The organism is Pseudomonas marincola (assembly GCF_900116605.1).
GTDB classification, from domain to species: domain Bacteria; phylum Pseudomonadota; class Gammaproteobacteria; order Pseudomonadales; family Pseudomonadaceae; genus Aquipseudomonas; species Aquipseudomonas marincola.
On sequence record NZ_FPBC01000002.1, the window covers coordinates 224662 to 244892 of the forward strand.

The following is a 20231-nucleotide window of genomic DNA, read 5'->3' on the forward strand; positions in this document are numbered from 1 at the left end:
TTGCCTCCTTGCGGGGCATCCATCCTCCGTCTTATGGTTTGGTGTGGGGCGCGCGGCGTGGCTTGAATATCAAATCCTTCCTTCGTTGCTTGAATTTTGCGCAATCGCCCCGATCTATTGTTCATCTCGGCAGGTTTTGTTTTTAGGTGCGGTTGTGTGCGCCGGCCTGCTTTTAAAGGAAGGGTGACGTTATGCGAATAGACCGTTTAACCAGTAAATTGCAGCTTGCCTTGTCCGACGCCCAATCGATGGCTGTCGGCCTCGACCACGCTGCTATCGAACCGTTGCACCTGATGCAGGCTTTGCTGGATCAGCAAGGCGGTAGCATCAAACCGCTGCTGATGCAGGTCGGTTTTGATGTGAACAGCCTGCGCAACGCATTGACCAAAGAACTTGATCAGCTCGGCAAGATTCAGAGCCCGACGGGCGATGTGAACTTGTCGCAGGATCTCGCGCGCCTGCTTAATCAGGCTGATCGCCTGTCGCAGCAGAAAGGTGATCAGTTCATCTCCAGCGAGCTGGTGCTGCTGGCCGCGCTGGATGATAAAACTCGACTCGGCAAATTGTTGCTCGGTCAGGGCGTTAGTAAGAAAGCCCTGGAAAACGCCGTGAACAACTTGCGTGGCGGCGATGCGGTGAATGATCCCAACGTCGAAGAGTCGCGTCAGGCGTTGGACAAATACACCATCGACATGACCAAGCTCGCCGAAGAGGGCAAGCTTGATCCGGTGATTGGTCGCGACGATGAAATTCGTCGCACCATTCAGGTGTTGCAGCGCCGCACCAAGAACAACCCCGTGCTTATTGGTGAGCCCGGTGTCGGTAAAACCGCCATCGTTGAAGGCCTCGCCCAGCGCATTATCAATGGCGAAGTGCCGGATGGCCTTAAAGGCAAGCGTCTGCTCTCGCTGGATATGGGGGCGCTGATTGCGGGTGCCAAGTTCCGCGGTGAGTTCGAGGAGCGCCTCAAGGCGGTACTCAACGAACTGTCGAAGCAGGAAGGCCAGATCATCCTGTTTATCGACGAGTTGCACACCATGGTCGGCGCCGGTAAAGGCGAGGGCGCGATGGACGCGGGCAACATGCTCAAGCCTTCATTGGCGCGGGGTGAGTTGCATTGCGTAGGCGCGACCACGCTTGACGAATATCGCCAATACATCGAGAAGGACGCCGCACTGGAGCGGCGTTTCCAAAAGGTGTTGGTCGATGAGCCAAGCGAGGAAGACACCATCGCGATTCTGCGTGGCCTTAAAGAGCGCTATGAAGTGCACCACCGGGTTGCGATCAGCGACAGCGCGATTATTGCGGCGGCCAAACTCAGCCATCGCTACATCACCGATCGGCAACTGCCGGACAAGGCAATCGACCTGATCGACGAGGCTGCGAGCCGTATCCGCATGGAAATCGACTCCAAGCCTGAAGTGCTTGATCGCATGGAGCGCCGCTTGATTCAACTCAAGGTTGAGCGTGAGGCGCTCAAGCGCGAGGAAGATGATGCAGCCGTGAAGCGTCTGGAAAAGCTCAAGGATGAAATCGGTCGTCTGGAGCGCGAATACGCCGATCTGGAAGATATCTGGAAGTCGGAGAAGGCCGAGGTCCATGGCTCCGCGCAGATTCAGCAGAAGATCGAGCAAGCCCGTCAGGAGCTTGAAGTTGCCCGCCGCAAGGGCGAGCTTGAGCAGATGGCGCGCCTGCAGTACAGCATTATCCCGGATCTTGAGCGCAGCCTTGAGATGGTCGATCAGCACGGCAAGACCGAGAATCAACTGCTGCGCAGCAAGGTGACCGAGGAAGAAATCGCCGAAGTGGTTTCCAAGTGGACCGGCATTCCCGTGTCGAAAATGCTCGAAGGCGAGCGCGACAAGCTGCTGAAAATGGAGACACTGCTGCACGAGCGGGTAATTGGTCAGGATGAGGCTGTGGTGGCCGTATCCAATGCCGTGCGTCGCTCGCGTGCGGGTCTGTCAGATCCGGATCGGCCAAGCGGCTCGTTCCTGTTCCTCGGGCCTACCGGTGTGGGTAAAACCGAGCTGTGCAAGGCGCTGGCGGAGTTCCTCTTTGATACCGAAGAGGCTTTGGTGCGTATCGACATGTCCGAGTTCATGGAGAAACACTCCGTGGCCCGTTTGATTGGTGCTCCACCTGGCTATGTGGGCTACGAGGAAGGCGGTTATCTGACCGAAGCAGTGCGGCGTAAGCCTTACTCGGTGGTGCTGCTGGATGAGGTTGAAAAAGCCCATCCGGACGTCTTCAACATCTTGCTGCAAGTGCTGGAAGATGGCCGGCTAACCGACAGCCACGGGCGCACAGTGGATTTCCGCAATGTGGTGGTGGTGATGACCTCCAACCTGGGCTCGGCGCAGATTCAGGAGTTGGTGGGTGATCGCGAAGCGCAGCGTGCGGCCGTGATGGACGCCGTGAGCACACACTTCCGGCCGGAGTTCATTAACCGGATCGACGAGGTTGTGATATTCGAGCCGCTGGCCCATGAGCAGATCGCTGGTATTGCGCAGATTCAGTTGGAGCGCCTGCGCGGTCGTCTGGCGGAGCGTGAGCTGACGCTTGAGCTGAGTGATGAGGCACTGGAGAAGTTGATCGCCATCGGTTACGACCCGGTATACGGGGCGCGGCCACTAAAACGTGCGATTCAACGCTGGATCGAGAACCCGCTGGCGCAGTTGATTCTGGCCGGCAAGTACCAGCCCGGCAGCCCGTTGATAGGCCGTGTCGAAGACGATGAAATCGTTTTTGCGCAGTAACAGGCTAACGTGACATGAGCCCCGCCCAGTGCGGGGCTTTTTTTGCCTGCTTTTCGGCTTGCGCCTGGCGTCAAAGGTGCAAGCCAAGCGCCTGGTCAAGCATGCTCGGGCGTTTCAATGCAGCTTGAGCAGGGCTTGTAGGGTGGCCTCGTGCTCCTCGGCCAGGTCGATGATGTGAAATCCAGCCCAGCCATGCTGGCCATCCGCACCAGGGCGGCTCCAGAGGCATTCTGCACCAAAGGTGATATCACTCAGGCCTTCGATGGTTTGCGCGCATTTAAGGCGCCCTGCGATGATGCTGTCCACGGCTATTTCAGTGTTGCAGAACAGCATGAAACCCTCGTTTGAAAGGTCGACAACCCGGCCGAGGTATTCCTCGGTGTGCAGGTCGTAAACTTCCAGTTGCAGCTCGGTGTTGTAGCGGTTCTGCTGGCGACGCTCGTCCATGAAAACTCCTCAGGATGTCTCGGTGGTGCGGCCGCTAAAGCGCTGCATAATGCGGTAAATCGCGTTCAGGGCGCGATCCATGATCGGGTTGGCAGAGTCTGCCGGGATTATCCGCATCACGCCTTTTTCGACCTCTTCGGCCAGTTCGCGCAGGGTTTTGATACTCACGCGCTGCCCGCTGTTATCCACAAACATGTAATTGCGCGTGGTGGGGCTGAACCATGAAAGTTTGAGACGGCGCGACGGGGTATTGGTCGTGCACTCGAACCATGTGCCGAACTCGATCAGTTCAAGTTCTTTGATCAGCGCCTTGATGCGTGGAGGGATTTCGCTGTCCTCCGGTTTGGCGACGGGTTGATCCTCGATCATTTTGCCCAGTTGGCTTTCGAGTAAGCTCGGGTTGAGCTTCTCGGCCAGCTCCGGCTGGCGTGCCTGAACGGCATGCTGGCAGGTGACGATGTCCTGCAGCAGCCGGCGAATACCTTCTTCGTTGTATCCGCCCAGCAGGTTAAGGCCGTCGTGCAGTGATTCGAGTAAATGCACGCGCACTTCATGCAAGCGCTTGAGGCCCTGTGCGTCGAGTACGGTGCCGCTCCATGCCAGTTGCTCGGCGGCATTGCAGGCGCTTTGCCAGTCTTCGCTGTCCCGGCCGTGACGCAGGTAGATAAACACCAGAACATCGGTCCAGGTCAGCTTCAGGAAGTTACGGATAATCGTTGGAGGTTCCCGGTCCGCAAGGCTGGCCGCTATCACCTCATTGGCAAACTCGCGGGCTTCGAGCAGCTTGTCGCGCCCCTTGATTGTCTCTACCGCGCGGCGCTCGCGCAGTTCAACCTTGCGCTTGAGCGTGTCGACGTAGGCGCTGAACTCTTCGGTCAATTCCCCAAATAGCGCCAGATCGCCGGTAAAGCCGTTGATTACCTGTTCGACAACCTGCTGCATTTTACCCAGCAAATCAGAGTCTTCGCCTTCACAGCCATAAATAACCCCAGCCTGGGCCATGGTGTTGAGCAATTGGCGGGCCGGGTGGCTGTGCTGGCTGAACAGCGCGCTGTCGAGCAGGGCGACCTTAAGGTACGGCGTATGCAAGTGCGAGAGCACGGTTTTGCAGGCGTTTGGCAGGTTTTCGTCATCAAGGATGAAATCGAACAGCATACCGACCAGGTCAATGACGTTGGCTTGTTGCTCTGTCAGCTTGTGCTGCTCGGGCTCATCGCTATAGGAAGAGAGCTGCTGGTGCAGGTCTGCCTTCAGCGCCTCTACAGGTTGCGGCGCCATCAGCCGCTTGGCAATGTCCTGTGCGGTGAGTTGCTGCATGCGGTTGAGGGCATCCAGTAACTCGCCTGCACTGTAACTGCGTGTGGCGCCAGTCGGGGCAAAGTGGGCAATGCTGTGCGTGCCGCCGAGCAATGGATCATCGCGGTGTGAGCGGCGGTGCTCGGTCATCAAGCCGGCCAGACTGCTCAGCAGCACGTTGGGATCTGTCGGCGGAGTTGCGCTGAATGTGCCCGGAGTTTCAGGTACAGAGAAGCTTGATGCGGTGCCGGGGTGCCCTGAACTGGGCGCGCCTTGCATGCCAGCAGGTGCGCCGGGCTGTGTTCCTTCGCCCGTATGCGCGGCTGGCGCGTGGCTGCCGCCAGTGGGCCCGGTTGTGCCGGAACTTTTCGGTTTGCGGATGCTGTATTTAAGGTTCGGCAGAATCCCTCCGTCTATAAGGAGCTGATTGACTGCCTGATAAGTGAGGTCGAGGCCGCTCATGACATGGCGATCGAACTGCTTATAAAGCACCACCTTTATCTGGATTTGCAGATCGTGGGGTTTCAGGGCCAGTTGAAAAGCCTCCGCGATCAAGCGCGGGCCGAGCGGATTGAGTTCTGTATCCGGCCTGACGCCACGGTTAAGCAACGCCAGGCGCTGCTCGAGTGCATATAGATGAGGGGCGCTTGCTGTGCTGACCCGGTTGACCATGTTGGTGATGTGCATGTTCTCTTCATACACATCCGGTTCAATCAGTGTAAGCGGTTGCTCTTCACTCGGGGCTTGCGCGCCGGGTGCTTTGATCCTTGCTTTGGCTTCAAAGAATTCGGTGAAGTTGTGTGAGATTTTTTGGTGGTAGTCATGCTCGATCTTTTTGCGCAGATCACGGATTCGCGATCTGGCGTCATAAAACAGGGCTTGAGCATTGGGGGTGTGCTGAGCAGATGAAGCTTCGAGCAATGCGCTATCGGCCCAGTTGAATACCTCGGTAAGGTTTTCAGCCAGGTTGTTCATTAATAGCTTGCGGCAGCTGAGGGCCAATTCGCCTAGGCGTGGCTGTATTCCCCGGCGAGCAAGCGTCGGCTCATTTGCTTTTGGGCCCTTGGGGATTTCCTTGTCTGTCATTGTTGTCCTGGCCTGCAGCGATGAGTTCCTGCGGTGTCCGCGGGTGTTGTTTTCAGTGAAGATATAGCAGTGAAGCACTTATCTGCAAAGTATTGTCATAAAAGCAAAATAGGGTGTTGACAGGTAGTAAATAATCCGTAAAATGGCGCGCCTCAGATGAGGGAAAGCGCGAAAGCAAAAGCCCAAAACTGAGAACTTTGAAGGTGATAGTTCCGCGATAGCTCAGTTGGTAGAGCAAGTGACTGTTAATCACTGGGTCCCTGGTTCGAGTCCAGGTCGTGGAGCCAAATCTTCAATATCGGGGTATAGCGCAGTCCGGTAGCGCGCCTGCTTTGGGAGCAGGATGTCGGGAGTTCGAATCCCCCTACCCCGACCAATTTGGGTCGTTAGCTCAGTTGGTAGAGCAGTTGGCTTTTAACCAATTGGTCGTAGGTTCGAATCCTACACGACCCACCATTTTCGCTCTTGCTGTTCAAGAGTCGAATCTTAGGGAGCGATAACACGATTATCGCAACCGGTTAAAGAAAGCGCCTCAGGGCGCTTTTTTTATGCCTGCGATTTGTGTTGCAGGCCGCCATCCGCGTGCAAAAAGCTGTGATGCTGGCAGGCCATACGCCGTTAAGCGCACGGCCCACCGTATTTCTCTGTCAGTGTAGCTTGAGTCGCGGCTCTGTGCTGCGGCCGATCAGGTCGCTGAGCATCAGCAGGGCGGTGCGCGTTACGCCGTACAGCGCCATCTGGTGCATCCGATACAGCGAGATGTAGAACATGCGCGCCAGCCAGCCTTCCAGCATGACGCTGCCGGTCAAATTGCCCATCAGATTGCCGACAGCCGAAAAACTCGCCAGCGAAATCAGCGAGCCGTAATCGCGATAGCGATATTCCGGCAATGCCTGGCCTGCATCCTCGATGCGCAGCTTTAAACTCTTGGCTAATAATGAAGCCTGTTGGTGTGCAGCCTGGGCGCGGGGCGGCACATTAGCGCCGACAGTGCCAGGCTCGGTGCCGGGTTGCGGGCACGCGGCGCAGTCGCCAAAGGCAAAAATATTTTCATCGCGCGTGGTTTGCAGGGTAGGGCGCACAACCAGCTGATTGATCCGGTTGGTTTCCAGGCCGGCAATGTCTTTGAGAAAGTCAGGAGCACGAATACCGGCCGCCCAGACTTTAAGCGAGGCGATAATGGTGTTGCCGTCCTTGGTTTTCAGCGCATCGCCGGTGACTTCGCTGACAGCGGAATTGGTCAGTACGGTCACGCCGAGCTTTTCCAGCGTTTCATGCACCGGCTGGCCAATGCGTTCGGGCAGTGCCGGTAATACGCGCGGGCCTGCTTCAATCAAGGTAATGCGCATGTTTTCCGGGCGAATCCGGTCAAGGCCGTAGGCCGATAGCTCATGCGCCGCGTGGTGCAGCTCGGCAGCCAGCTCAACGCCGGTTGCGCCTGCGCCAACAATCGCCACGCAAATCTGTTCAGTGGTTACGTCCTGATTGGCGTGCGCGCGCAGGTAATGGCTGAGCAACTGGCGGTGAAAGCGTTCGGCTTGCTCACGGGTATCCAGAAACAGGCAGTTTTCAGCCGCGCCGGGGGTGCCAAAATCGTTGGTGGTGCTGCCGACGGAAATTACCAGGCTGTCGTAACTGAGTTCGCGCTGCGGCACCAGAACCGCACCGTTTTCATCCAGCGTGGCCGTCAGCGTGATGGTCTTGCTTTCGCGGTCCAGCGCGCTCATCCGGCCGAGCTGGAACTGGAAGTGGTTCCATTTGGCTTGCGCGACATAATTCAGTTCATCTTCCGATGAGTTGAGTGAGCCTGCTGCCACTTCATGCAGAAGCGGTTTCCAGATATGCGTGAGGTTGCTGTCGACGAGGGTGATCTGCGCCTTGCCGCGTTTGCCCAGTTTTCTACCCAGGCGGGTAGCAAGCTCCAGGCCGCCGGCGCCGCCGCCAACGATCACTATTCGATGGGTCATTTAGAGTTCTCATAATGTTTTGAATAAAACAGGCAGAGATCGCGTGGGCGAGCGCAAGGCAGCTCATAGCACCAGTTGACCTAAAAGACGGCTGAGAATGCCGAGGGCGATGGTGATCGAGACAAGAATCAGTACCAGCCGCCAGCCGCGAAACGGCTTGCGTTCAACTTGGTGCTGCGGCGCGCTGAGGTATTGATCAACACGCTTTTGGTCTTCGGGGCTCAATCTACTCGACATGTGCACCTCTTGGCAGTGGGCGAATGAGCACGGAGTGCATCTACGCCCTTCTCTTATAGGGGTATTCTAGCTGTGTGCTTCATAGCGGCTCAACGACCAGTTTGGCATCCAGGCGAATAACCCCGCCTTGCAGCACGCGAGCGGTAATGCCGCCATGCCCGCGCATGGCTTGAAAAGTCCCGAGCCCGAGGTTCTGCTCAAGGCGTGCGCAGGGCTGGCACCAACCGGTGGTTTCGAAAATGGCCGAGCCAATACGAAAGCGCCGGCCTTTGAGGCTGAACAGATTGATACCGCTAATGGCTATGTTGCGGCGCAAATCGTGCGGGCGAATCGGGTTGTCTGGCGCGCGATCAAGCAGGGCGCTCACCACAGGCAGATGTTCCCACTGAATAAAAGTCACCTGGCGTGCGTTGCGGGCGCTGGCCCGGCTGTGGTCGCCGGTAAGGCCGGCATCAAGCCTGGCTTCTACTGCGTCCAGCTCAATCATCGGTGCGCGCGAGGCCGGGCGCACGCCAATCCAGCGCACACGGCCTTGTTGCGGCACTGCCGCGAGTAATTCTTGTAAAGGGCTCATTGCACTCCAGCGTAGCGCAGAACAAAGGGGTCTAGTGTTTTAGAAGGCGGCATTCTCAGCATGTGCTCACAGGCCGACGCCTGCATCAAACAATACTGTGCGACCACAGTTGCTGCGCAGAAAGTCTGGGGCATCGGAGTGGGCAAATAACACCCGGGCAAACGTTGGGCCTACCAAAGACAGCGAACGCCAGCCTTGGCGCAGGTATTCGGTGGGCGGTGGGAAATGACTGTTGAAATCCGGCACTGCGCGTTTAAGGCTGACGAATGCCAGCAAGTCCAGCTCGCCCGGGTCCAGCCCGCGCTCTTTGTAGTTGTGCGATTTCTTGCGCAGCGTGGGCGCAAGCCTGGCAACAAGCTCGGCGGCCGGTATGCGCCGGGGTTTGGCCTCACGCCGGACCAGTTGGCTCAGCGAGAATGCCGTGCGTCGACGCTCCAGCTCCGCGCGCCATTCGTCATTCAGGCGGCGGCCTTCATCCAGAACAAAAAACACCTCGAAATTGGCATCGCGAAATAAGGCGTCGGGCGGTTCGTGATCGGGCGGGCTGAATTCATCTTGCCGGTAGCGAATGTTCAAGGCCTGTAATAACCGCTGGCACACCCAGACTTCACGTTCCCATTTGCGTGAGTTGGATAAAAAGTCGCTGGCTTGCTCGGCTTGTTGCGTGAGCAGGCGTAAGTACTCTGCATCGTCCATGACAGCAGCTTAAGTTCTTGCACAGGGCTCGTCGAGTGGCTGTATCGGCAAACAGTAGCAACTGTCGGGATTTTACCGCCGGGAGTAGACTGCCAATAGAGTTGGGTTGGGTGGAGTGGGTAATGATTGCTGCAGAGCTGCTTTCAACGACGAGCCAGGTAGCCGGCTGGGTGATTTATGCGCCCGCGTTGCTGTGGGCAATCTGGCGAGCGCCCTGGTTGCAGCTGATCAGTGACACGCGCCGTCAGCACTTATTGTTCGGTACCGCGTTTGCGGTTTTTTTACTGTGGCTGGTGCGCAGAGATTTCGAGTCAGGCCTGTCGTATCACTTTTTAGGCATGACGGTTGTGACCTTGCTGCTGGATTGGCCGCTGGCAATGCTGGTTGGCTTTGCGGCGCAATTGGGCATGCTGGCATTGGGGCGGCAGGACTTAACGGCGCTGGGCATGAATGGCCTGTTGTTGGTGCTGGTGCCCGTGCTCGTTACCGAACTCTGCGCGTTGCGTGTAGAACGGGCACAGCCAAAAAATTTGTTCGTTTATATCTTCTTCTGCGGTTTCTTTCCCGCGGCATTGGGTACGCTGCTGAGCATTCTGCTCGGGCTTGGCGTGCTGTGGGTGGATGGTCTGTTTCCGATGCCGCCTTGGCTTGAAGACTTTATCGGCTACCTGTGGCTGGTGATATTCCCCGAGGCCTTTATTAACGGCATGTTGGTGACGGGGCTGGTGGTGTTCTACCCCGATTGGCTCGAAACCTTCAACCGAAGCCGGTATCTCTCGGCCCCCTGGAACGAACCTTGATTTGGGAGCGCTGAAAGCTACTGCGCTCCCGTCGCCCAAATACGCCGATCCACACGCAAACAAAAAGCCAAAGCGCGCACGACCAAGACACCGAAATAACGGATCAGCCTACGGTTGATCCATCCTCCACGGAGGATTTCGATAAAACCAGAAGACGGAGGATGGATAGCCCCGCAAGGAGGCAATCCGTCATGGCGACCGCGTCGCCCAAATACCTCGATCCACACGCAAACCAAAATCCAAACCGCGCACGACCAAGATATCGCAATGACGGATCAGCCTGCGGTTGATCCATCCCCCACGGAAGATTTCGACAAAACCGAAAGATGGAGGATGGATAGCCCCGCAAGGAGGCAATCCGTCAAGGCGACACCGTCGCCCAAAGTCGCCGATCCACACGCAAACCAAAAGCCAAACCGCGCACGACCAAGACACCGCAATGACGGATCAGCCTACGGTTGATCCATCCTCCACGGGAGATTTCGACAACACCGAAAGATGGAGGATGGATAGCCCCGCAAGAAGGCAATCCGTCATGGCGACCCCCTCGCCCAAATACCTCGATCCACACGCAAACCAAAAGCCAAGCCGCGCACGACCAAGACACCGCAATGACGGATTAACCTGCGGTTGATCCATCCTCCACGGGGGATTTCGACAAAACCAGAAGACGGAGGATGGATAGCCCGCAAGGAGGCAATCCGTCATGGCGACCGCGTCGCCCAAATACGCCAATCCACACGCAAACCAAAAGCCAAACCGCGCACGACCAAGACATCGCAATGACGGATCAGCCTACGGTTGATCCATCCTCCACGGAGGATTACGACAAAACCGAAAGATGGAGGATGGATAGCCCCGCAAGGAGGCAATCCGTCATGGCGACCGCGTCGCCCAATGTCGCCTACCTACACGCGAATCAAACGCCAAACCGCGCACGAACAAGACATCGCAATGACGGATTAACCTTCGGTTGATCCATCCTCCACGGGAGATTTCTACAAAAGAGCTTGGGGTGCTTTTTGGGGGCTTGGCTTAGTGCTGGCGGGATGTTGGGGTCAGGTTTTCGGAGAACAGGTCGTCTTCCAGCTCGTTGCCGGGGATGGCGTGTTGCTCAGAAGCCCAGGCGCCGAGGTCGATCAGCTTGCAGCGCTCTGAACAGAACGGCCGGCTTGGGCTTTGTGGGCCCCATTCAACGGGGGCTTCGCAGGTTGGGCATGCGACGAGAGTTGGGCTGCTCATGGCTGGCCTCCTTTAAGGGTCAAATAAAAATTATGCAGGCGCGCGACTTCATCACGCAGCCACACCAAATCGCTGTCATTCACCAGTACGTCATCGGCGTATTTGAGACGTGCTTCGCGGCTGGCCTGCGCATCGAGAATGGCCTGCACTTGTGCGGCCGAGCTTTGATCGCGCTGCATGGTGCGCTCAATCTGCAGGGTCTCGCTGGCATCAACAACCAGAATGCGCTGGGTTAGTTTGCTTTGGCCGGACTCAACCAAAAGCGGCGAGACGAGAATCGCGTAGGGCGACTCGGCTTTGGCCAAATACTCGACAATCTCCTGGCCGATCAGCGGGTGCAGCAAGGCTTCGAGCCAGCGCCGTTGCTGAGCGTCCTTGAAGATCAGTTCGCGCAATGCGGCGCGGTTGAGTTGGCCATCTGCCTGTAAAACGCCAGCGCCAAAATGCTCGACAATCTTTGCCAGCGCCGGACGTCCCGGCTCAACCACCCAGCGCGCCGCGTGGTCGGCATCAATCAAATGCACGCCGTGCTCAATGAAGCACTGCGCCACTGCGCTCTTGCCGCTACCAATGCCGCCCGTAAGGCCAAGTATCCAGGGTTTCATGCGCTCGCAGCTCAAACAGATAACCAGCCCCGATTGTAAAGCAGCCCTCGGTTATTGGCGAACCCACAGGTCAGTGGCAGGCCAGGCCAAAATGGCGAAGCGTAACGTTGCTTGCGGGTTACTGAGTCGATAGATAGGGAAATTGAGAGGTGCTGAAATTGCCAGAGGGGCTTCGCCTGCTCGCCATGCATTGGGTGTTAGCGAGCGGTGAAGCAGGGTGGATGACGCTTGGTTCATCCACCCTCAGGTCATGCGCGAGCCTTGATGTATTGCCCTGCTTTATGCGCCGAAGCCGGCGAAGTGCAGGTAAGTCGAGGTGATTTGATCGCCCCAGATCAGCGCGATCCAGCCGGCGATTGCCAAGTAGGGCCCGAACGGAATCGGTGTGCTGGTTTCGCTATTTTGCAGGCGCAGCATGATCAAGCCCAGCACCGCGCCTACCAATGACGAGAGCAATATTGTCAGCGGCAATATCTGCCAACCGCCCCACGCGCCCAGCATGGCCAGTAACTTGAAGTCGCCGTAACCCATGCCTTCCTTTCCCGTGATCAGCTTGAACAGCCAATACACCGACCATAGGCTCAAATACCCCGCGACCGCGCCCCAAAGTGCAGAGTCCAGGCTGGTGAACAGGCCGAAGCTATTCACAATCAAACCGAGCCACAGCAGCGGTAAAACCAGTGCATCCGGTAGAAGCTGATGGTCTGCATCAATCAGGCTCATTGCCAGCAAGCCCCAGCTCAACACGAGCATGGCGGCTGCTTGCCAGCCAAAACCAAAATGCCAGGCAATGAATGCTGAAATCAGCCCACAAGCCAGCTCCACCAGCGGGTAGCGCTTGCTGATGGGGGCTTTGCAGCTTGAGCATTTGCCGCGCAGAAACAGATAACTCACGATGGGAATATTTTCCCAAGGACGAATTTCATGCGCGCAAGAGGTGCAGGTCGAGTTCGGCAGAATTAGGTTGAAGGTTTTGCCTTTCGGCTGTTCGGGTAGCTCCAGTGCCTCACGCGCCTGCATCTGCCAGTCGCGCTGCATCATGATCGGCAGGCGGTAAACCACCACATTGATGAAGCTGCCCACCAACAAGCCAAGCAGCAAAATACACAAAGAAAAGGCCAGCAAGTTGCTGGCCATAAAATCGATTATTGGCATGAGTTAGACGACTTGACCCAGTTGGAAGATCGGCAGGTACATGGCGATAACCAAGCCGCCAATCAGAACACCCAGAACCGACATAATCAGCGGCTCCATCAGTGAGGTAAGGCCATCTACGGCGTTATCTACTTCTTCTTCGTAGTAGCCTGCTACCTTGTCCAACATATCGTCTAGTGCACCAGACTCCTCGCCGATAGCCGTCATTTGCACTGCCATGGTCGGGAAAACCCCTGTGGAGCGCATGGAGAAGTTGAGTTGCATGCCTGATGACACATCAGCTTTTACTTTCTGAGTGGCTGTTTTGAAAACAATGTTGCCTGTCGCGCCGGCTACAGAATCCAACGCATCAACCAATGGCACGCCCGCAGCGAATGTAGTAGCAAGTGTACGAGCAAAACGTGCAACAGCGGACTTATAAATAATATCGCCGACGATGGGCGTCTTTAGGGCAGTTCTATCAACCCAGTCCCGGAATTTTTCCGAGCGTTTGTGCGCGTTTTGAATTATGAATATAACTACAAATAAGACTGCCAGAAATGCAAGCCACCATTTTCGCATCACCTCTGAAAGCGTCACTACCATAACGGTGAACGCGGGCAGCTCAGCGCCAAAGCTCGAGAATACCGATTCAAACTGAGGTACCACTTTAATCAGCAAAATGGCTGACACAATCAAAGCAACCACGATCACCGCAATTGGATAATTCATGGCTTTTTTGATTTTGGCTTTCAGGGCTTCGGTTTTCTCTTTGTAGGTGGCAACTCGGTCAAGCAGTGTTTCCAATGAGCCAGATTGTTCACCTGAGTCAACCAGGTTGCAGTACAGCTCGTCAAAGTGCTCGGGCCTTTTGCGCAACGATGCCGCAAAACTGTTGCCTGCCGCGACGTCCTGTTTTACCTCGTCGACCAGCTTGCGCATATTGGGGTTGTCTAACCCTTCGGCAATGATGTCGAAAGATTGCAGCAGCGGCACGCCGGCTTTCATCATGGTCGCCATTTGCCGGGTGAACAGGGCAATGTCCATCGGTTTGATTTTTTTGCCTGCGCTAAAAATCGAAACCGATTTTTTGCGCACCTTGGTCGGGTTGATGCCTTGCTTGCGCAGTTGCGCCTTGACCAGTGCCGGGTTGGTGCCCTTGAGCTCGCCCTTGATCGTGCTGCCTTTTTTATCTTTACCTTCCCAGGTGAATACACTGGTTTTAAGCGCTTTTTCCGCCATGGTTAATCCTTGGTCACCCGGTTGACTTCCTCGAGGCTGGTGACGCCTTGCATGGCTTTCACCAATGCCGAGGTGCGTAGGTCATTGAAACCGTCTTTGCGCATCTGCGCTGAAATCTCGATGGAGTTGCCTTCCTCCATGATAATCCGCTGCAGGGCCGGCGTGTTTTTAACCACTTCATATATTCCGACACGGCCTTTGTAACCGCCGTTGCAATTCTCGCAGCCTACCGGGCTGTAAATCTTGAAGCTGCCAATCTTGTCGGCCGGGAAGCCCTCTTCCAGCAAAGCCTCGCGCGGAACGTCTACCGTCTTCTTGCAGGTTGTGCAGAGCTTACGGGCCAGACGCTGGGCAATAATCAGGTTCACCGAGGTGGCAATGTTGAATGAGGCCACGCCCATATTGCGCATGCGGGTCAGGGTTTCAGCAGCGCTGTTGGTGTGCAGGGTCGACATCACCATGTGGCCGGTTTGTGCAGCCTTGATCGCAATGGATGCTGTGTCCAGGTCGCGAATCTCACCGACCATGATGATGTCAGGGTCTTGGCGCAAGAAGGCGCGCAGCGCCTGGGTAAAGTCCATGCCCTGTTTCGGGTTGACGTTGACCTGATTGATGCCTTCGAGGTTGATCTCGACCGGATCTTCTGCCGTGGAGATATTCACATCCGGGGTATTGAGGATATTCAGGCCGGTATACAGCGAAACCGTTTTGCCAGAACCGGTAGGGCCGGTGACCAGAATCATCCCTTGCGGCTGTTTAAGGGCTTCGAGGTACAGCGCTTTCTGATCTTCTTCGTACCCCAGTGCATCAATGCCCATCTGCGCGCTCGTTGGGTCGAGAATACGCATCACGATCTTTTCACCCCACAGCGTCGGCAGGGTGTTCACCCGGAAGTCGATGGATTTGCTTTTCGATATGCGCATTTTAATGCGCCCGTCTTGCGGCTTACGCCGCTCGGAAATATCCAAAGCGGCCATTACCTTGAGGCGTGCAGAAATGCGTGGGGCGAGCTGAATCGGTGGGCGGGCGACTTCATGCAAAATACCGTCGGTACGCAGGCGCACGCGGTAAATTTTCTCGTAGGGTTCAAAGTGCAAGTCGGATGAGCCGCCGCGAATCGCGTCGAGCAGCATCTTATTCACAAAGCGCACGACGGGGGCGTCATCATCCTGCGCGGAACCGTCAACAACCTGATTTTCATCATCTACAGCTGTGGTATCGACATCATCAAAGTCAATATCAGCCATGTCATCGAGGCCGCCGGTGGCGGACTCGAAGAATTTGTCTAGGGCGTGGCCGAGCTTGTCATCCTCAACCAGAATCGCTTCGGTATTGAGTCCAGTGCTGAATTGTACGTCGGTCACCGCTTGGTGGTTGGAAGGGTCAGATACGGCGATGAACAGCTTGTTACCGCGTCGCCATAAAGGCAGCGCGCGGTGCTGGCGCGCGAGCTTTTCGCTGATCAAATCTTTGGGTAGCGCTTCTTTGTCGATGCTGTTGAGGTCGACAAAGGCAACGCCGAACTGCTCCATAGCCAGTTCGGCCATGTCCTTGCTTTTTACCAGTTTGCTTTGAACGACATAGGTGACCAGAGAAAGCTTGTTGCGCTGGGCCTGTTGCTGAGCATTGAGGGCGGCTTTTTCATCAAGCAACTCGGCAATGACCATTTGCTTGGCCAGTCCGGTAAGGGATACGCGATCGTTCATTACAGGCTCCATAACTATGCCTGCGTTATAGCGCAGTTCGCTGTGTGTGCCAAACAGTCAAGGCGTAAGTGACGAATTACGTCACTAAGTGCCCAGCAAAATTGTGAAGTTTACATTTCAAATGTCCACTTGGCCGTAATCAGTGCTTTCAACAGTTGGCACGCAAAGTGCTAAGTATCAATTAGGTCGTTGGGCCTATCCATTATCAGGAGATAATTAATGAAAGCTCAAAAAGGTTTTACTCTGATTGAACTGATGATCGTTGTTGCGATCATCGGTATCCTGGCTGCAGTTGCTCTGCCTGCATATCAAGACTACACCGTGCGCGCCCGCGTTACAGAGGGTTTAAGCCTGGCTTCGTCTGCTAAGACTACGGTCTCTGAGAACGCTGCAAACGGCAACGCTTTTGCTCTTGGCTATACCGCTCCAGCCGCAACTGATAACGTCGCGTCTGTTACGATCGCTGCTGCTACTGGTGAGATTACAATTTCATATACTGCAAAGGCAGGCAACGGTACATTGGTGTTGTCGCCTCGTGACGGTGGTCCAGCGGGTGCCGCACTGGCTGCTGGCACTGTTCCGGCTAACGGTAGCATCACTTGGAACTGCGTTGCTGCAGGTTCTGGTAAAGCTGCCACCGTCGCAGGTACACTTGCTGCGAAGTATGCACCGTCAGAATGCCGCTAATTTTCTGGGCTAAACGATAAGGCTTCATGGTTATCTGAAGGCAGTATCATTAGTTTAGTGCGTAGTAACTTGTTTCATCGTTCTATTTAAACATCCCCACGTTAGAAGGTGGGGATGTTTAATAATGGTTAATTAAGTTCTTAACTTATAAAGCAATTTCAGAGGAGTGAGCCCCCTCATAAACTCAACCGCATCGACAAATCCACCGCCTTAACATCCTTAGTCAGCGTACCAATCGAAACATAATCAACCCCTGTCTCGGCGATAGCACGCAATGTGCTTTCATTTACTCCGCCAGACGCTTCCAGTTTTGCCTTGCCCTGATTGATCTTCACCGCTTCGCGCATATCGATGAGTGACAATTCGTCGAGCATTACGATGTCGGCGCCGGCGGCGAGGGCTTCGCGCAGTTCGTTCAGGCTTTCTACTTCCACCTCGACCGGTTTGCCCGGGGCGATCTGGTGCGCGGCTTTTACGGCGGCGTCGATGCTGCCGCAGGCGGCAATGTGGTTCTCTTTGATCAAGAAAGCGTCGAACAGGCCGATACGGTGGTTATGGCAGCCGCCACAGGTGACGGCGTACTTCTGCGCCAGGCGCAGGCCGGGCAGGGTTTTTCGGGTGTCGAGAATCTTGATCCCAGTGCCTTGCACAATGTCGGCGAAGTGTTGGCAGTGGGTCGCGACTGCTGACAGGGTTTGCAGGAAGTTCAACGCGCTGCGCTCGCCGGTGAGCAATGCGCGCGCAGGGCCTTCCAGGTGGAACAAGGCTTGATTGGGGCTGACGCGATCACCGTCTGCGACTTGCCAGTGCACGGCCACGCGGTCGTCGAGTTGACGAAAAACCGCATCGACCCAGGCAGTGCCGCAGATGATGGCGGCGTCACGGCTGATAACGGTGGCGTGGGCCAAGCGTTCTGCCGGGATAAGTTGGGCGGTGATATCGCCGCTGCCGACGTCCTCAGACAGTGCGCGACGTACGTTGGCCTCGATTTCGGAGGTGAGGTCAGCAAGTTTGAGGTTGGGCATGGTCGGCTCCTGAGTCTGAGTGCGGCGATTATAGGGGTTGGTGCTTTGCCATGCAGCAGTTGTGCGCTTGCAAGTGTGTTTGTGTGGCAAAAGGCCACCTTATGAGCAGCTTTTCCCATGTGTGATCTGAGTCATATCTGTGATCAAGTGGCATATGGCTAATCGGTAAATGATCGTTATAGTGTATAAATACTGATCGAAAATTGACGTCACGCTTTTGGCTTTTCGCCGGATCAGCGTGTAGATGAGGTTGCAAGGACAGCAGCTTTTAGGACTGTTGGGCTTGCAGGAGACCCGCAATGACGAGCGATGCCAACGTGGTTACGCTGAAAAAACAGCAACCCGAGCCATCCAAAGATGCACAACAAACACGCCTTCCTAACGCCCTTATTGAGGTGCGGGAGCAAGCTGTGCTGCATGTGCGTCAGGCATTGCAGGAACTGTTCGACAATGCCGACGACTCGCTGTTCGCCATTGCCGACCGCGCCTCAAGCGACACCGAGCAGCAAGCTTTTTTCGAGGCCATGCGCGACTTACGCTTAAAGCGCAAAAACATTGAGCGCGCGCTGCTGCAATCCATGCACGACTCCTTTGCTGGCCTCAATCAGCTCTCGCCAGCAAAGATGCCCGAGATTGATTCGGTCAACTACGACAGCCTTTCGCTGGTTCAAAACGACGAGCTTGAGCAGTCGGTTGCGATAGATGTGATGGTCGCCAAAGTGACCAATCGCGGCGGCCCTGCTCTGAGTCATCTGACCACGCGCATTAATGCGATGGTCAGTAAAAAAATTGATAACCGCACCAACCCGATGGGCCCTTACGCGCTGTGTGAAGGCTTTGTTGCGGCTAGCGCGATCCTTGGTGTCGAGATTCGCGTCAAACTGATTATCCTCAAGTTGTTCGAGCGCTATGTACTGGCGGATATCGACCAGCTCTATGCCGAGGCCAATCGCCAATTGATCGCCGCTGGCGTGCTGCCCGAACTCAAATCTGTGCAGCCGCAACGCAAGCCGGTGCGCGCCTCATCTGCATCAAGTACTTCTGCCTTGTCCGGTGACGGTGAACAAGCCGAGGGGGCAAGCTCCGGTTTTGCTGGCGAAAATGTGCAGGAAGTGTTCAGCGTATTGCAGGGGCTTCTGTCGCAGGTTCGGGCTGTGCAGCCGGTCGCCCGAGCGGCCCAAACAGATGCGCAGCCGATCAGCTCCAATGATTTATTGCGCCTGCTCTCTTATATGCAGCAGCGTCAGCCCGACTCGGCTGAGCAGAGTGTCGACCTTCGCGGGCAACTCGATACCTTGCTCAGCCGCGCCAGCCAGAAGAGCGGCAAGAACCGCGTGGTGGGTGAGGTTGATGAGGATGTAATCAACCTGGTGTCGATGCTCTTCGAATTTATTCTCGATGACCGTACCTTGCCGGGCTCGCTTAAGGCGTTGATCGCGCGTCTACAAATTCCGATGCTCAAGGTCGCGGTGCTGGACAAGACGTTCTTCAGCCGTGGGAGTCATCCGGCGCGGCGCTTGCTCAATGAAATTGCATCGGCGGCGCTGGGTTGGGTGGAGCATGACAACGCCCGCCGCGACAGCCTGTACAAGAAAATCGAACAGGTTGTGCAGCGACTGCTGAACGAATTTGTCGATGATCCGCAGATTTTTGCCGAGTTGCTCGAAGATTTCATCGCCTTCAGTGACCATGAGCGCCGCCGCAGCGAGCGGCTTGAACAGCGCATGCGTGACGCCGAAGAGGGCGCTGCGCGCGTTGAGGTTGCCCGCGGTCAGGTTGAAGAAGTGCTGAACCAGCGGCTGCTGGGCAAAACGCTGCCACAGGTTGTCGTGCGTTTGTTGCAGGAAGCCTGGAGCAAGCAATTGCAACTGATTTGCCTGCGCAGTGGCACCGAGTCTGCTGAATGGCAAGGCGCGCTGACGCTGATGGATGATTTGATCTGGAGCGTGCAACCGCACACCGAACCGGGCACGCAAGCGCGGTTGATTAAAATGATTCCGACGCTGGTGAAAGCCATTCGTGAAGGTTTGGCCGACTCGGGGGTCGATCCGTTCTCCAGTGGCGAGTTACTGATTCAGCTTGAAGCCCTGCATATCCAAAGCATTCGCCGGGCAGAGAAAGCCGTAGAGCGGGCCGCGCCAGCACAGGTGATTGCGTTTGAGCGGGCCACCACCGATACCGGTATTGCGTTGCTCGAAGTGCCGCCACCTGATGAGCCCGAGCCGGTTCAAACTGAGGCTGAGCAAGCTCAAGCCGAACCAGCGCCAGTGCTTGAAGCCGCGCCGCAAGTGGAGCCAGAGCCTGCGCCGATTCTTGAAGCGGTCGAGATGGTTGAGGTCGTCGAAGAAATCGTTTTGTCGGCGCCCGATGAGCCGATCAGCGAAGTGCCACCGCCCAGCTTGCCGGACGACGATGAAAGCCTTCAGTGGGTGGATTCCTTGCGTGTCGGCAGTTGGTTCGAGCTGGTTGAAGACGACGAGCACAAGGTTCGCTGCAAACTGGCCGCGATGATCAAACCGACCGGCAAGTACATCTTCGTCAACCGCACCGGCATGAAAGTGCTGGAAAAGACCCGTATGGGGCTGGCGGTAGAATATCGCCGTCAGTCGATTCGCATGCTCGATGACGCCCTGTTATTCGACCGCGCGCTGGAATCGGTAATCGGCAACCTGCGCCGCCTGAAAGACGTCTCCTAAAGCAATCAAACGCAGCCATATGCAGCTACACG

At 56.1% G+C, this 20231-nt stretch carries 16 protein-coding genes and 3 tRNA genes; 7 read left to right on the top strand and 12 right to left on the bottom strand.

All coding sequences use genetic code 11. The annotated features are described in order from the left end of the window. Positions 1 to 191 precede the first annotated feature (191 nt). Positions 192 to 2759: an ATP-dependent chaperone ClpB gene (gene clpB / locus BM395_RS05500; RefSeq protein WP_090509550.1), complete on the top strand. Its 2568-nt coding sequence runs from the start codon at positions 192 to 194 to the stop codon at positions 2757 to 2759. A gap of 114 nt (positions 2760 to 2873) precedes the next feature. Here the strand turns inward: clpB and BM395_RS05505 are convergent, their stop codons facing one another. Beyond that, the gene (locus tag BM395_RS05505) at positions 2874 to 3206 is read right to left on the bottom strand and encodes a PilZ domain-containing protein (protein WP_090509554.1); all 333 of its coding nucleotides are present in this window, start codon (positions 3204 to 3206) and stop codon (positions 2874 to 2876) included. A 9-nt stretch (positions 3207 to 3215) separates the two neighbouring features. Continuing rightward, positions 3216 to 5588, bottom strand: a complete 2373-nt coding sequence (locus BM395_RS05510; protein ID WP_090509557.1) for a DUF1631 domain-containing protein — start codon at positions 5586 to 5588, stop codon at positions 3216 to 3218. Between the two features lie 211 nt (positions 5589 to 5799). On the opposite strand from BM395_RS05510, the gene BM395_RS05515 reads away from it, so the two are divergent. From BM395_RS05515 to BM395_RS05525, 3 genes are all read left to right on the top strand, one after another. Further along, positions 5800 to 5875 (top strand) — tRNA-Asn (locus BM395_RS05515). A gap of 12 nt (positions 5876 to 5887) precedes the next feature. After that, positions 5888 to 5964, top strand: a tRNA-Pro gene (locus tag BM395_RS05520). Between the two features lie 4 nt (positions 5965 to 5968). After that, positions 5969 to 6044: transfer RNA gene (locus BM395_RS05525), tRNA-Lys, on the top strand. Between the two features lie 191 nt (positions 6045 to 6235). Here the strand turns inward: BM395_RS05525 and BM395_RS05530 are convergent. The 4 genes from BM395_RS05530 to BM395_RS05545 all read right to left on the bottom strand — a co-directional run bounded on the left by BM395_RS05530 (position 6236) and on the right by BM395_RS05545 (position 9062). Next, positions 6236 to 7555 carry an NAD(P)/FAD-dependent oxidoreductase gene (locus BM395_RS05530; RefSeq protein WP_090509559.1) on the bottom strand — a complete coding sequence of 440 codons (1320 nt, stop codon included), beginning with the start codon at positions 7553 to 7555 and terminating at the stop codon, positions 6236 to 6238. A gap of 63 nt (positions 7556 to 7618) precedes the next feature. Next, positions 7619 to 7792 (bottom strand): DUF3094 family protein, encoded by a 174-nt coding sequence (locus BM395_RS05535; RefSeq protein ID WP_069898097.1) that lies wholly within the window; start codon positions 7790 to 7792, stop codon positions 7619 to 7621. A 79-nt stretch (positions 7793 to 7871) separates the two neighbouring features. Beyond that, positions 7872 to 8366 carry an MOSC domain-containing protein gene (locus BM395_RS05540; RefSeq protein ID WP_069898096.1) on the bottom strand — a complete coding sequence of 165 codons (495 nt, stop codon included), beginning with the start codon at positions 8364 to 8366 and terminating at the stop codon, positions 7872 to 7874. 66 nt (positions 8367 to 8432) lie between these two features. Continuing rightward, positions 8433 to 9062 (bottom strand): DUF1780 domain-containing protein, encoded by a 630-nt coding sequence (locus BM395_RS05545; protein WP_069898095.1) that lies wholly within the window; start codon positions 9060 to 9062, stop codon positions 8433 to 8435. A gap of 122 nt (positions 9063 to 9184) precedes the next feature. Here BM395_RS05545 and BM395_RS05550 point away from each other — a divergent pair, with 122 nt between their 5' ends. After that, positions 9185 to 9862, top strand: a complete 678-nt coding sequence (locus tag BM395_RS05550; RefSeq protein ID WP_090509562.1) for an energy-coupling factor ABC transporter permease — start codon at positions 9185 to 9187, stop codon at positions 9860 to 9862. 1035 nt (positions 9863 to 10897) lie between these two features. Here the strand turns inward: BM395_RS05550 and yacG are convergent. The 5 genes from yacG to pilB form a co-directional block, all read right to left on the bottom strand. After that, entirely contained in the window at positions 10898 to 11104 is a 207-nt protein-coding gene (gene yacG / locus BM395_RS05555) for a DNA gyrase inhibitor YacG (RefSeq protein WP_090509565.1), read from the bottom strand. Further along, positions 11101 to 11709, bottom strand: coding sequence for a dephospho-CoA kinase (gene coaE / locus BM395_RS05560; RefSeq protein ID WP_090509568.1), 609 nt, complete (start codon positions 11707 to 11709; stop codon positions 11101 to 11103). Before coaE ends, yacG begins: the two co-directional genes overlap by 4 nt. A gap of 279 nt (positions 11710 to 11988) precedes the next feature. Continuing rightward, complete coding sequence (locus BM395_RS05565) at positions 11989 to 12864, bottom strand: prepilin peptidase (RefSeq protein WP_141124077.1); 876 nt, start codon at positions 12862 to 12864, stop codon at positions 11989 to 11991. A gap of 3 nt (positions 12865 to 12867) precedes the next feature. After that, a complete protein-coding gene (locus BM395_RS05570; RefSeq protein WP_090509571.1) occupies positions 12868 to 14085 on the bottom strand; it encodes a type II secretion system F family protein in 1218 nt (405 codons plus the stop codon). Positions 14086 to 14087: 2 nt separating this feature from the next. Beyond that, positions 14088 to 15791 carry a type IV-A pilus assembly ATPase PilB gene (gene pilB / locus BM395_RS05575; RefSeq protein WP_090509573.1) on the bottom strand — a complete coding sequence of 568 codons (1704 nt, stop codon included), beginning with the start codon at positions 15789 to 15791 and terminating at the stop codon, positions 14088 to 14090. 219 nt (positions 15792 to 16010) lie between these two features. On the opposite strand from pilB, the gene BM395_RS05580 reads away from it, so the two are divergent. Beyond that, complete coding sequence (locus BM395_RS05580; RefSeq protein WP_090509576.1) at positions 16011 to 16478, top strand: pilin; 468 nt, start codon at positions 16011 to 16013, stop codon at positions 16476 to 16478. A 176-nt stretch (positions 16479 to 16654) separates the two neighbouring features. On the opposite strand, the gene nadC is transcribed toward BM395_RS05580, so the two are convergent. Continuing rightward, the gene (nadC, locus tag BM395_RS05585) at positions 16655 to 17503 is read right to left on the bottom strand and encodes a carboxylating nicotinate-nucleotide diphosphorylase (protein WP_090509579.1); all 849 of its coding nucleotides are present in this window, start codon (positions 17501 to 17503) and stop codon (positions 16655 to 16657) included. Positions 17504 to 17802: 299 nt separating this feature from the next. Between nadC and BM395_RS05590 the strand changes: the two genes are divergently transcribed. Further along, positions 17803 to 20199, top strand: coding sequence for a DUF1631 domain-containing protein (locus BM395_RS05590; protein WP_090509583.1), 2397 nt, complete (start codon positions 17803 to 17805; stop codon positions 20197 to 20199). Positions 20200 to 20231 lie beyond the last annotated feature (32 nt).

Excerpts from the sequence above, each read along its gene's own strand:
- clpB (WP_090509550.1), top strand. The coding sequence starts at position 192 with ATGCGAATAGACCGTTTAACCAGTAAATTGCAGCTTGCCTTGTCCGAC.
- BM395_RS05505 (WP_090509554.1), bottom strand. The coding sequence starts at position 3,206 with ATGGACGAGCGTCGCCAGCAGAACCGCTACAACACCGAGCTGCAACTG.
- BM395_RS05510 (WP_090509557.1), bottom strand. The coding sequence starts at position 5,588 with ATGACAGACAAGGAAATCCCCAAGGGCCCAAAAGCAAATGAGCCGACG.
- BM395_RS05530 (WP_090509559.1), bottom strand. The coding sequence starts at position 7,555 with ATGACCCATCGAATAGTGATCGTTGGCGGCGGCGCCGGCGGCCTGGAG.
- BM395_RS05535 (WP_069898097.1), bottom strand. The coding sequence starts at position 7,792 with ATGTCGAGTAGATTGAGCCCCGAAGACCAAAAGCGTGTTGATCAATAC.
- BM395_RS05540 (WP_069898096.1), bottom strand. The coding sequence starts at position 8,366 with ATGAGCCCTTTACAAGAATTACTCGCGGCAGTGCCGCAACAAGGCCGT.
- BM395_RS05545 (WP_069898095.1), bottom strand. The coding sequence starts at position 9,062 with ATGGACGATGCAGAGTACTTACGCCTGCTCACGCAACAAGCCGAGCAA.
- BM395_RS05550 (WP_090509562.1), top strand. The coding sequence starts at position 9,185 with ATGATTGCTGCAGAGCTGCTTTCAACGACGAGCCAGGTAGCCGGCTGG.
- yacG (WP_090509565.1), bottom strand. The coding sequence starts at position 11,104 with ATGAGCAGCCCAACTCTCGTCGCATGCCCAACCTGCGAAGCCCCCGTT.
- coaE (WP_090509568.1), bottom strand. The coding sequence starts at position 11,709 with ATGAAACCCTGGATACTTGGCCTTACGGGCGGCATTGGTAGCGGCAAG.
- BM395_RS05565 (WP_141124077.1), bottom strand. The coding sequence starts at position 12,864 with ATGCCAATAATCGATTTTATGGCCAGCAACTTGCTGGCCTTTTCTTTG.
- BM395_RS05570 (WP_090509571.1), bottom strand. The coding sequence starts at position 14,085 with ATGGCGGAAAAAGCGCTTAAAACCAGTGTATTCACCTGGGAAGGTAAA.
- pilB (WP_090509573.1), bottom strand. The coding sequence starts at position 15,791 with ATGAACGATCGCGTATCCCTTACCGGACTGGCCAAGCAAATGGTCATT.
- BM395_RS05580 (WP_090509576.1), top strand. The coding sequence starts at position 16,011 with ATGAAAGCTCAAAAAGGTTTTACTCTGATTGAACTGATGATCGTTGTT.
- nadC (WP_090509579.1), bottom strand. The coding sequence starts at position 17,503 with ATGCCCAACCTCAAACTTGCTGACCTCACCTCCGAAATCGAGGCCAAC.
- BM395_RS05590 (WP_090509583.1), top strand. The coding sequence starts at position 17,803 with ATGACGAGCGATGCCAACGTGGTTACGCTGAAAAAACAGCAACCCGAG.